This window comes from Kitasatospora sp. NPDC056783 (assembly GCF_042789895.1).
Lineage (GTDB): Bacteria > Actinomycetota > Actinomycetes > Streptomycetales > Streptomycetaceae > Kitasatospora.
Genome location: NZ_JBHUAF010000282.1, coordinates 1 through 11,293, shown reverse-complemented (window position 1 = coordinate 11,293; position 11,293 = coordinate 1). Strand labels below are relative to the sequence as shown.

General features: G+C 74.1%; 8 protein-coding genes. 3 read left to right on the top strand and 5 right to left on the bottom strand.

The annotated features are described in order from the left end of the window. Positions 1-37 precede the first annotated feature (37 nt). The 4 genes from ACFRMQ_RS29945 to ACFRMQ_RS29930 form a co-directional block, all read right to left on the bottom strand. Positions 38-1,063: a 6-phosphofructokinase gene (locus tag ACFRMQ_RS29945; protein ID WP_380696443.1), complete on the bottom strand. Its 1,026-nt coding sequence runs from the start codon at positions 1,061-1,063 to the stop codon at positions 38-40. A 353-nt stretch (positions 1,064-1,416) separates the two neighbouring features. Further along, entirely contained in the window at positions 1,417-2,145 is a 729-nt protein-coding gene (locus ACFRMQ_RS29940; protein WP_380733799.1) for a type 1 glutamine amidotransferase, read from the bottom strand. A gap of 46 nt (positions 2,146-2,191) precedes the next feature. Next, positions 2,192-3,454, bottom strand: a complete 1,263-nt coding sequence (locus ACFRMQ_RS29935; protein WP_380696447.1) for a MurT ligase domain-containing protein — start codon at positions 3,452-3,454, stop codon at positions 2,192-2,194. A gap of 261 nt (positions 3,455-3,715) precedes the next feature. After that, positions 3,716-4,414 (bottom strand): GNAT family N-acetyltransferase, encoded by a 699-nt coding sequence (locus tag ACFRMQ_RS29930; protein ID WP_380733797.1) that lies wholly within the window; start codon positions 4,412-4,414, stop codon positions 3,716-3,718. 326 nt (positions 4,415-4,740) lie between these two features. Here ACFRMQ_RS29930 and ACFRMQ_RS29925 point away from each other — a divergent pair, with 326 nt between their 5' ends. The 3 genes from ACFRMQ_RS29925 to ACFRMQ_RS29915 all read left to right on the top strand — a co-directional run bounded on the left by ACFRMQ_RS29925 (position 4,741) and on the right by ACFRMQ_RS29915 (position 9,737). Continuing rightward, on the top strand, positions 4,741-8,604 hold the full coding sequence (locus ACFRMQ_RS29925; RefSeq protein WP_380733800.1) for an amino acid adenylation domain-containing protein: 3,864 nt from the start codon (positions 4,741-4,743) through the stop codon (positions 8,602-8,604). A gap of 115 nt (positions 8,605-8,719) precedes the next feature. After that, the gene (locus ACFRMQ_RS29920; RefSeq protein WP_380733796.1) at positions 8,720-8,968 is read left to right on the top strand and encodes a hypothetical protein; all 249 of its coding nucleotides are present in this window, start codon (positions 8,720-8,722) and stop codon (positions 8,966-8,968) included. Positions 8,969-9,068: 100 nt separating this feature from the next. Next, a complete protein-coding gene (locus ACFRMQ_RS29915) occupies positions 9,069-9,737 on the top strand; it encodes a hypothetical protein (RefSeq protein WP_380733795.1) in 669 nt (222 codons plus the stop codon). Positions 9,738-9,773: 36 nt separating this feature from the next. On the opposite strand, the gene ACFRMQ_RS29910 is transcribed toward ACFRMQ_RS29915, so the two are convergent. Beyond that, positions 9,774-11,198 (bottom strand): pyridoxal phosphate-dependent decarboxylase family protein, encoded by a 1,425-nt coding sequence (locus ACFRMQ_RS29910; RefSeq protein WP_380733794.1) that lies wholly within the window; start codon positions 11,196-11,198, stop codon positions 9,774-9,776. Positions 11,199-11,293: the final 95 nt, after the last annotated feature.

Below are 11,293 nucleotides of genomic sequence, written 5' to 3'. Positions count from 1 at the left end.
GGGCGGGTCCGGGGGCCTCCGGGAGGGCCTGCGGCGGTCAGATGACCGTCTCGGCCTCCAGGTAGCGCTCCTGCGGGACGGTCTTCAGCTCGGCGACCGCCTCCGCCAGCGGCACCAGGTTGATGTCGGTGCCCTGGAGGGCGGTGATGTGACCGAAGGCGCCCTTGTGGACGGCCTCGACGGCGTGCCAGCCGAAGCGGGTGGCGAGCACCCGGTCGTAGGCGGTCGGGGTGCCGCCGCGCTGGGTGTGGCCGAGGATCACCGGGCGGGCCTCCTTGCCGAGGCGGTGCTCCAGCTCGCGGGAGAGCTGGGTGGCGATGCCGGTGAAGCGCTCGTGGCCGTAGATGTCCTTGGTGCCCTCTTCCCAGTGCATGGTGCCGGGCTCGGGCTTGGCGCCCTCGGCGCAGACCACGATGGCGAACTTCTTCTGGCGGTCGAAGCGCTCCCGGACGACCTCGGTGAGCTTGTCGATGTGGAACGGGCGTTCCGGGACGACGATGGCGTGCGCGCCGGCCGCCATGCCCGCGTTCAGCGCGATCCAGCCGGTGTGCCGGCCCATGACCTCGACGACCATGACGCGCTGGTGGGACTCGGCGGTGGTCTTCAGCCGGTCCAGCGCCTCGGTGGCCACCGAGACCGCGGTGTCGAAGCCGAAGGTGACGTCGGTGGCGGCGATGTCGTTGTCGATGGTCTTCGGCACGCCGACGATCGGCAGGCCCGCGTCGCTCATCAGCTTGGCGGCCTTCAGCGTCCCCTCGCCGCCGATCGGGATGACCGCGTCCAGACCGAGGTCCGAGCAGTACTTCTTGGCCCGTTCGACGCCGTCCCGCAGGTGGCTGGGCTGGACCCGGGAGGAACCGAGGATGGTGCCGCCCTGGGCCAGGATTCCGCTCACCGAGTCCAGGGTCAGGGGGCGGTGGTGGCCCTCCAGGAACCCGCGCCACCCGTCCTCGAACCCGATGATCTCGTCGCCGTGGTCGACCACCCCCCGGTGGACCACGGAGCGGATCACCGCGTTCAGTCCGGGGCAGTCACCGCCGCTGGTCAGCACTCCGATACGCATTAGCTTTGCAACTCCCGAGCAGAACCGAGGAACGGCCGGACTACAGGCTGGGACGACGAGCCGTCACCGTAACGCGGCGCCTCCACACCGCGGTGGCGGGGAGGTGGCCGTGGGGTGAAGGACCGGCCGGGTCCGGACGGAACGCCCGGAAACGGCCGTGAAGTCGAGCATACGGCCCCTGGTCCGGCCGGGCAGGAGCCGACGCGGGAGCGGCGCCGTCGGCGCCCCCGCGTGGAAGTGCGGCCTGCTGCCGAGGAGGGTGTGCAGTAGGCAGCCCCATTGTGGTACGTCCGGGGCCGTCCGGGGACCGGGTGACCGCATGGCGGGCACCCGGCCGGGACGGCCCCGGCGTACTACTGGGGACGCGTCGCGGCCGCGATGCGCTCGGCGCGCAGCGCGTCGTACCAGGTGGTGTCGGCCGGCGGCAGGGCGCTGACGTCCAGCGCCAGCTTCAGCAGCATGTCGGCCACCGCGGGGTTGCGCGCCAGCACCGGGCCGTGCAGGTAGGTGCCGAAGACGGTGTCCCGCCAGGCGCCCTCGGTGCCGTCCCCGGTGCCGTTGCCGCGGCCGACGCTGACCGTGGCGAACGGCTGAACGCCCTGGCCGAGGTGGGTGACGCCCTGGTGGTTCTCGAAGCCGGTCAGCTGCGGCAGGCCGAGCCGAGGGTCGACGTCGGCGAGCACGTCGCCGACGCAGCGCTCGCCCTCGCCGCGGGCGGTCCAGACGTCGAGCAGGCCGAGGCCCGGCTCGCGCTCGCCGAGGTCGTTGATGAACTCGTGGCCCATGATCTGGAAGCCGGCGCAGACGCCGAAGATGATCGCGCCGTTCTCGGCGGCGCGCACCAGCCCGGTGTCGGCGCGCAGCCGCTCGGCGGCCAGGCGCTGCGGGCGGTCCTCGCCGCCGCCGATCAGGTAGATGTCACCGCTGGTGGGGATCGCCTGGTCGGAGCGGACGTCGATCCGGGTCACGTTGAGGTGGCGCTGGCGGGCCCGGCGCTCCACGACCAGGGCGTTGCCCCGGTCGCCGTAGGTGCTGAGCAGGTCCGGGTAGACCCAGACCACGCGCAGGCTGCTCTCACTCATCCTCGAAGGCCTTCCGTCACGTAAAGACTGGTGTGCGGGCGCGGCATCAGCCGGCCACGACCTTCCGCAGCTGCTGGAAGGCGGTGTAGTTGGCGATGGCCTCGATCCGGCCGGGCGGCGCCATCCGGACGGCCTGCTCCAGCGTGTCCACCACGTGGAACTGGAGCCCGGCGACCTCCAGGCGGACGGCCAGGTCCAGCTTGCGCTGGCCCATCACGAAGACCGGGTGCCCGGCGAGGCGCTCGTAGTCGACGTCCCACAGCCAGGAGGTGTCGGTGCCGTCGGCGTCGAGGGCGTTGACGGAGAGGATCACCGGGGCGGGCGGGCCGTCGATCAGCGAGAAGGTCTCCAGCCAGCCGGCCGGGTTCTTGGCCAGCAGCAGGCGGATGTCCCGGCCCTGGTACTGGACGACGTCGTAGCGGCCGGCCACGGCGGCGACCGAGCGCATCCGCTCCAGGGCGACCTGCGGGGGGACGCCGAACACGGCGGCGACGGCGGCCGAGCTGGTGGCGTTGGCCAGGTTGGCCCGGCCGGGCAGCTGGAGCTGGATCGGCCAGGCGCCGCGCTGCGGGTCGATCACGTGGGTGCCCTGGAGCGCCCAGTGCGGGTTGGGCCGGCGGAAGCCGCAGTCCTGGCAGAACCAGTCGTCGCCGGGGCGCTGCATCACACCGCCGCAGGCGGGGCAGGACCAGGCGTCCTCCTTCCAGGCCTGCCCGGCGGCCACCCAGACCACCTTCTTGCAGGAGGAGGCGGCCCAGGTCACCAGCGGGTCGTCGGCGTTGGCGATGACCACGGCCTCGGTGTTCTGCAGGCCCTCGCGCCACTTCTCGGCCATCATCCGGGTCTCGGCGGCGCGGTCGAGCTGGTCGCGGGAGAGGTTGAGCAGGGCGATCGCCTTGGGGCGGGTGTCGCGGGCGACCGTCGCCAGGTACTTCTCGTCGACCTCGATCACGCCGAAGCGGGCGTCCGTGCCGCCGGCCAGGGCGGAGGTGATGCCGGCGGGCATGTTGGCGCCCAGGGCGTTGGAGACCACGGGGCCGGCGGCGCGCAGCGCCTCGGCGATCAGGCGGGTGGTGGTGGTCTTGCCGTTGGTCGCGCTGACCAGGACGACGTCGAGGTGGTCGGCGAGGGTGGCGAGCAGGTCGGGGTCGAGCCTGAGGGCGACCTTGCCCCCGATCACCGAGCCGCTCCCGCGTCCGGCCTTGCGCGACACGGCGGCGGCGACCCGGCCGGCGGTGACCGCGATCTTGGCGCGGGCCGGCAGCGAGGCGTCGCGTGCGCCTGTGGGCTCCGATTCGGTGCCTGCCATGCTCAGTGGTTCCTCCTTGCTGCGGCACCACCCGTGGCCGGATAACGGGCCGTCGGGCGGCGGGGACGGGGATCAGCCTACCGACTCCGTCGCCCGTCCGGACGATCCGGACCCCGTGCCGCCTGCTGCGACGCGTTCGCGGGTGCTGCTGACGGCCCGTCGAGGAGGACGGTGTACGGAGGGACCTCTCGCTCCTTCAGGACGCCCACCGGGGTCGCCGGGTTCCCGAGCCGTCCGAGTGAGGATGTGGTGAAGAACGGATCAGCGGCCCGGACGGTGGCCGCAGCCGGCGGTCTCCTCGGCGGCCAGCGTGGCGGTGATCACCAGGGTGCCGTCCTCGGCGTGGAAGTCGAGCGGTGCGCCCAGCCGGCGCATCGTGGCGATCAGCCCGGTGTTGCCGCCCTGGGTCACCGCGTAGACCGTGCGGACGCCGGAGGTGCGGGCCGCCGCCGACAGCCGCCGCAGCAGTGCCAGGCCCAGCCCGTGCCGCTGCCAGGCGTCCTCGACCAGGACGGCCAGCTCGGCCTCGTCGTCGTCCCACATCAGGTGCCCGAGCGCGACGATCCGTCCGTCCGGGGCGGTCACCACGAGGCTGCGGCCGTGCCGGGGGTCCAGCAGGTGGTCCAGGTAGCGGCCGGCGTCGCGGACCGGGCCGTGGTAGCGCAGCCGTAGCGAGGCGGGGGAGCAGCGGCCGTGCATCGCCAGGGCCGCCGTCCGGTCGGCCGGACCGGCCGGGCGCACCAGCAGTTCGGTCCCGTCCGGCAGTGACAGCCGGGACGTGCCCTCCGGTCCCGGGCCGGCGGCGCGGCCGGCGGGTGGGTGCGGGCGGACGGTCCGGGACGGGCCGCCGCCGGCGCCGTCCGGCCGGACGGACTGGCCCTCGGCCGCCGCGCACCTGCGGTCGGACCTGCGGAAGGGCCGGTGCCAGAGCCGTTCGGGGCGCGTGCGCGATGCCTTCATGACGCCGACGCTACCGACAGTGCGCTTCCGTTCGGTTACGTGATCGTGAACGCGTGAATGCCCCGGGGTGCGGCCGGGGTGCGGATGGGACCGGGGCGGGACCCGGGTGGGACCGAGTGGTCCCCGGGCCGGGAGGGCGGCGGCGCAGATCCGGACCGATGCCTCAGGCGGCCGGGACGGCGGGCGGCCGACGGTGGATGGCGTCCCCGGTGCCCCGCCGCCCCGCCTGCCCCCGGCGCCCCGATTGTCCCGGCGCCCTGGTGCCTCCGGTGCCCCTGGTGAGCAGGAGGCCGGGCCCGTCCGTCCACGCACCGAAAGCCGCCACCATGCGCGACACCCCGTCCGTCCCCACCACCGACTCGGCCGCCTCCGCCGTCCCGCACGCCCGCCGCTCCCCGGTCGGCGTCGCGCTCCCCGGTCTGCTCGACCGGCAGGCGCGCACCCGGCCCGGCGCTCCGGCCGTCCTCGGCACGGGCGGCGGCCTGACCTTCCGGCAGCTGGCCGGGAACGCCTGCCGGCTGGCCGCGCGGCTTCGCCGCCTGGGCGCCGGCCCGGACGGCTGCGTCGGCCTGTACGTCGAGCCGTCCGTCGAACTCGTCGCCGGCACCTGGGGCGTCCTGTACGCCGGGGCCGGCTACCTGCCGCTGTCGCCCGAGTACCCCGAGGACCGGCTCCGCTACATGATCGAGGACAGCGGCACCCGGATCGTGCTCACCCAGGCGCACCTGCGCGAACGGCTGGCCGCACTGGTCCCGGCCGGGACCGCGGTCGTCACCTTCGAGGAGGCCCCGCCGCTGCCGGACGCGCCGGAGGAGGGGGCCCTCGCACCGGAGTCGCTGGCCTATGTGATCTACACCTCGGGCAGCACCGGCCGTCCCAAGGGCGTGATGATCGAGCACCGCTCGGTGGTCTCCCAGCTGCGCTGGATGCACTCCGCCGGGCACCTCGGGCCCGAGGTCACGGTGCTCCAGAAGACCCCGATGAGCTTCGACGCCGCCCAGTGGGAGATCCTCGCCCCGGCCGTCGGCGCCCGGGTGGTGGCCGGCACGCCCGGCCTCCACCGCGACCCGGAGGCGCTGGTCGCCGCCGTGCGGGAGCACGGGGTGACCGCGCTCCAGTGCGTGCCCACCCTGCTGCGGGCGCTGCTCGACACCGAGGGCTTCGCCGACCGCACCGGTCTGACCACGGTGTTCGCCGGTGGCGAGGCGCTCTCCCGGCGGCTCGCCCGCGACTTCGGCCGGGCCCTGCCGCGGGCCGCGCTGGTCAACCTGTACGGCCCGACCGAGTGCACCATCAACGCCACCTGGCACCTGGTGGACCCGGCCGAACCGGGCGACGGCGCGGGTTCGGTGCCGATCGGCCGGCCGGTGGCCGACACCCGGTGCTACGTGCTGGACGACGAACTGGTGCCGGTCGCCGCCGACGGCGTCGGCGAGCTGTACCTCGGCGGCGTCCAGCTGGCCCGCGGCTACCTGAACCGGCCGGAGCTGACCGCCGAGCGGTTCGTCACCTCCCCGTTCGCGTCCGACGAGCGGCTCTACCGCACCGGCGACCTGGCGCGGTGGAACCCGGACGGCACCCTCCAGTTCGCCGGCCGGGTGGACAACCAGGTCAAGCTGCGCGGGTACCGGGTCGAACTGGACGAGATCGCCCGTGCGATCGAGGAGCACACCTGGGTGCGCCGCTCGGCCGCCGTCGTCACCGGCGACGACCGCACCGGGCACCCGAACCTGGTCGCCTGCGTCGAGCTCGACCCTCGCGAAGCGGCCCTGATGGACCAGGGCAGCCACGGCGGGCACCACCGGTCCAAGGCCAGCAAGCTCCAGGTCAAGGCCCAGCTGTCCGACCCGGGCCTGCGCGACCGGGCCGGGCTGGAAGGCCGCGAGCGGGTCCCGCTGCCCGGCCGGAAGGAGACCGAGGTCCAGCGCCGGGAGGTCTTCGCCCGCAAGACCTACCGCTTCTACGAAGGCGGCGCCGTCACCCGGGACGACCTCACCGCGCTGCTCGCCCCGCGCCCGGCCGTCGGGTTCGGCCGCGCCCTGGAGCTGCTGAGCCTTCCCGAACTCGGCCGCGTCCTGCGGTGGTTCGGCCAGTTCCACAGCGAGGAGCGGCTGCTGCCCAAGTACTCCTACGCCTCGCCCGGCGCCCTGTACGCGACCCAGTTGTACCTGGAGACCGGCGGCCTGGACGGGCTCGCGGCCGGGCTGTACTACTACCACCCCGTCGAGCACGCCCTGGTCCGGATCGGGCCCGCCGAGCCCCGGGCGCAGGCGTACCTGACGCTGCACTTCTCCGGCCGGCACGGTGCCATCGAGCCCGTCTACAAGAACAACATCCGGGAGGTGCTGGAGTTCGAGACCGGCCACATGCTGGGCGTCCTGGAGGAGGTGCTGCCCGAGTACGGGCTGGACGTGCGCCCGCTGGGCCTCGACCCGGCGGCCGAGGCGCGGCTGGACGTCGCCGAGGAGGACCACTACCTGGGCGCCTTCGCGGTCGTCCGGGCCGACGGCGCGGCGCGGCCCGAGTGCGCCGAACTGTACGTCCAGGCCCACGGCGACCGGGTGCGCGGCCTGCGGGGCGGGCTCTACCGGTACGCCGAGGGCGAGTTGACCCACGTCTCGGACGAGGTCGTGGAGTCCCGGCACGTGATCGCGATCAACCAGGCCGTCTACGCCCGGGCCGCGTTCGGCATCACCGCCGTCAGCCGCGCCCGGGAGGAGTGGCTGGAGTACGTCGCGCTCGGCGCGGTGCTGCACCGCCTCCAGCGCAACGGCCTGGCCCTGGGCCTGATGTCCTCCGGCTACAGCTCCAAGTCCGGCCACCCGCTGCCCGCTTCGCGCCGCATCGACGAGATCCTGGCCGGCCGCGGCATCGCCCCGGGCCCGTCGTACTTCTTCCTCGGCGGCAAGGTCAGCGAGGAGCAGATCCGCAGCGAGGGCATGCGCGAGGACGCCGTCCACATGAAGGGCCCGGCCGAGATCGTCAAGGACGAACTGGCCAGGTTGCTGCCCGACTACATGCTGCCCAACCGGGTGCTGGTGCTGGACGCCCTGCCGCTCACCGCGAACGGCAAGGTGGACCTGAGGGCGCTGGCCGCCTCCGAGGCCGTCCGCACGGCCGAAGCGCGCGGCGAGTTCGTGGCCCCGGGCACCGAGCACGAGCGGTGGCTGGCCGAAGCCTGGGGGCAGGCGCTGAAGTACCAGGACGTGTCGGTGACGGACGAGTTCTTCGCCGTCGGCGGGAACTCGCTGATCGCCGTCGCCCTGGTCCACCGGATCAACCGGGAGTTCGGGACGGCGCTGCCGCTCCAGGTGGTGTTCGAGTGCCCCCGGCTGGGCGACCTCGCGGCACGGATCTCCGGGGCGGCCGGCCGGCCGGCCTCCCGGCTGGTGCGGCTGAGGACGGGGGAACGGGGCCGGCCGGTGTTCTGCTGGCCGGGCCTGGGCGGCTACCCGATGAACCTGCGCCCGCTCGCCGCGGAGGCGAGCGACGGACGGGCCTTCTACGGCGTCCAGGCGCACGGCATCAACGAGGGCGAGACGCCGTACGCCACGATCCGGGAGACGGCCGCCGCCGACCTCGCCGAACTGCGGCGGGTGCAGCCCGAGGGGCCGTACACGCTGTGGGGCTACTCCTTCGGCGCCCGGGTGGCCTTCGAGGCGGCCTGGCAGCTGGAGCGGGCGGGGGAGCGGGTCGCGGACCTGCTGCTGATCTGCCCCGGCAACCCGAAGGTCCGCCGGGCCGACGGCGGGCGGTACGGCCGGGAGTCCTCGTACGCGAACCCGGCGTACCTGACCATCCTGTTCTCGGTGTTCGCCGGTGCGGCCGGCGGGCCCGGACTGGAGCGCTGCCTGGCGGAGACGGTGGACGAGCCGACCTTCGTGGCCTCCGTGCACCGGATGCTGCCGGAGCTGGACGAGGAGGTGATCCGGCGGATCGCCCGGATCGTCGGCGGGACCTACGAGTTCGAGTACAGCTTCCGAGAGCTCGCCGAACGGCGGCTGGACGCCCCGGTGACCATCTTCAAGGCCGCCGGCGACGACTACTCCTTCATCGAGGGCAGCACCGGCTACTCGGCGAAGGCGCCGACCGTGGTCGAGCTGGCGGGCGACCACTACGGGGTGCTGCGGGAACACGGGGTGGCGGAGCTGGCCGCCGCGATCCGGGCGGCGGGGCGACCGACGCGGTGACCGCGCCCCGAGCGGACACGCTCACGGACGGCCCAGGGTCCGTGAGCGGGGGAGCCCCTTCGGATAGGGATGGCTCGGCTTTCCGCCGAACCCGTCTCCTCCGAAGGGGCTCCCTGTGTCCGTGAAGACCGCGTCCGTGAAGACCGCGTCCGTCAAGAACTCCGCCCTGGCCGCAGCCTGTTGCGCCCTGCTGCTGGCGTTGCCGCTCGCCCTCGCCCAGCCGGCCGCCGCTTCCCAGGACAGCGGCCCCAAGACGCCGGAGGAGGCCGCCGCCTGCCGGGCGGTGGTCGGCACCCTGTTCGGCGGCTTCGGCGCGATGCTCGCGAACAAGGCCTGTGTCATCCGGCCCGCGGACCAGGGCTGAGCGCGTCCGCCGGAACGCCGGTGCGTGAGCTCGGTGCGTTGACATACCATCCGTGAATTCGTTCAGCATTTGATCATGTGAGTGAAATGAGACGGGCGGTATGGAATCCGAGCAGTCCCCTGAGGAACCCGGCGGTCTGAAGGCGATCTGGGCGAACACCCTGGAGCCGGTGGCTCCGCTGCCCTGGTACCGCCGGGTGTCCCTGAAGCTCGTGGGGGCGGGGGTGGTCGTGGTGGGCCTGGCGACCGCGCTGACAGTGGCGGCCGTGACCGGTGCGGGGGCCCCGACCAAGCACCAGGTCGTGATGGCGGACGAGATCGGCCACCAGGTGCGGATACCGGAGGACGCGAGCCCCGAGGTGCTGCGCGCCGCCTTCGGGGAGCGGGCGAAGGCCTTCAGGTACCAGGACCTGACGGTCGGCCACTACGGTGCCGTGAGGTCGGCCAAGGCCGAGTTGACGGTGATCGGACTGACCGGGAGCTTCAGGGACCCGCAACGGGAGCTGAACGGGTACTTCGGCGACCTGGCGCGGTCCAGCATGTGGCAGGAGACCGTGTCGGAGCGCGCGCCCTACCCGCCGGGACCGCTCGGCGGCGCCCTGGAGTGCGCGGCGCTGGACTACACGACCACGCAGGAGACCACCTGCGTGTGGGCGGACGCCGACACCGTCGGCATCGTCACGGACAACACCGGCCGGACCGCCCCCGAGGACCTGGCGCAGCGGGCGCTGGAGGTCCGCGAGGCGGTCGAGGTCGCGGCGGAGGACTGACGGCCGGCCGGACCGGCGCCGGCCGGTCCGGCCCCGCTACCCGAGCAGCTCGCGCGCCGCCGCCTTGACCTCGGTGAGCAGCAGTCGCAGGTCGTCCTCCGTCGTGGCGGCGTTGAGCAGGCAGGCGCGGAGCATCTCCGTCGTGCCGAGGCGGGCGCCGGTGACGAACACCCGGCCGCGCCGCTGGACGGCGACGGGGATCTCGCGGTTGAGGGCGTCGAGGCCGGCCCCGTCCAGGCCGGGGGCACGGTGGCGAAACGCCACGATCGAGGTCTGCACCTCGGCGAGCAGCTCCAACTCCTCGTCCGCCTCGACGAGTTCGCCGAGGCGTCGGGCCAGCGCGGTGCACCGGGCGATGTCCCGGGCGAGGCCGGCGCGGCCCTTGTGGGCGATGGTGGCCCAGACCTTGAGGGCGCGGAAGGGGCGGGTCTGCTCGGTGCCGTACTCGGAGAACCAGCCGAGCGCGCCCGCCGCCTCGTCGCGCAGGTAGGACGGGACGAGGCTGAAGGTGCCGCGCAGCTCGTCGGCGTCGCGGACCAGCGCGCAGCCGCAGTCGACCGGGACGCCGAGCCACTTGTGCGGGTCGAGGGCGAGCGAGTCGGCGCGCTCCAGGCCGGCGTAGCGGTGGGCGATCGCCGGGTCGAGCCGGCCGAAGGCCCCGTACGCGCCGTCCACGTGCAGCCAGAGGCGCTGCTCCTCGCACAGGTCGGCGATCGGGCCGAACTCGTCCACCGCGCCGGCGCCGACGGTGCCGGCCGAGGCGACCACCAGGAAGGGCAGCAGACCGGCCGCGCGGTCGCGCTCGACGGCCGACCGCAGGTCGTCCGTGTCCAGCCGGCCGTCGGGGCCGGTGGCGACGGTGCGCAGGTGCCGGCTGCCGAGGCCGAGGAGCTCGGCGGCCTTGCGGACGCAGGAGTGGGTCTCGCCGGTGACGTAGCCGACCAGTGGCGGCAGGCCCGCGAGCCCGTCCTCGCGGACGTTCCGGCCGGCCCGGCGGGCGGCGCGGTCGCGGGCGGCGGCGAGGCAGACGATGGTCGCCATCGAGGTGCCGGAGGTGAGCAGGCCGCCGCCGGCCGGGTGCGGGAAGCCGACCAGCTCGGCTATCCAGCGGACCACGGCGCGCTCCAGGTGGACGTCGGCGTGGTCGCCGCCCGCCGAGCTGGGGTTCATGGCCGAGGCGGCGAGGGTGGCGAGCACCCCGGCGGGGGCGGGGGCGGAGTTCACCCAGCCGAAGAAGCGCGGGTTGCCGTTGCCCATCGGGTACGGCAGGACGTCGCGTCCGATGGCGTCGATCAGCTCGTCGAGCGGGCGGCCCTCGGCGGGCAGCGGGGCGTCCAGCAGGGCCTGGCGGGCGGCGTCGTCCATGGGCTGCCAGATGGGGCGTCCGGGCAGTTCGGCGAGGTAGTCGGAGACGAGGTCGGCGGTGGTGCGGGCGGCGGCGCGGAAGTCCTCGGTGGTCATGGCGTGCTCCAGGGAGGCCGGGGAGGCGGGCGCGGCGTCCTCGGCGCACCGTGGTCCGGTGATCTTACGGAGAGGTGATCGTATGCAGAAGGGCC

Bases quoted from the DNA above. Each gene is read 5' to 3' on its own strand.
- ACFRMQ_RS29935 (WP_380696447.1), bottom strand. From the start codon at position 3,454: ATGGCAGGCACCGAATCGGAGCCCACAGGCGCACGCGACGCCTCGCTG.
- ACFRMQ_RS29945 (WP_380696443.1), bottom strand. From the start codon at position 1,063: ATGCGTATCGGAGTGCTGACCAGCGGCGGTGACTGCCCCGGACTGAAC.
- ACFRMQ_RS29910 (WP_380733794.1), bottom strand. From the start codon at position 11,198: ATGACCACCGAGGACTTCCGCGCCGCCGCCCGCACCACCGCCGACCTC.
- ACFRMQ_RS29915 (WP_380733795.1), top strand. From the start codon at position 9,069: ATGGAATCCGAGCAGTCCCCTGAGGAACCCGGCGGTCTGAAGGCGATC.
- ACFRMQ_RS29930 (WP_380733797.1), bottom strand. From the start codon at position 4,414: ATGAAGGCATCGCGCACGCGCCCCGAACGGCTCTGGCACCGGCCCTTC.
- ACFRMQ_RS29925 (WP_380733800.1), top strand. From the start codon at position 4,741: ATGCGCGACACCCCGTCCGTCCCCACCACCGACTCGGCCGCCTCCGCC.
- ACFRMQ_RS29940 (WP_380733799.1), bottom strand. From the start codon at position 2,145: ATGAGTGAGAGCAGCCTGCGCGTGGTCTGGGTCTACCCGGACCTGCTC.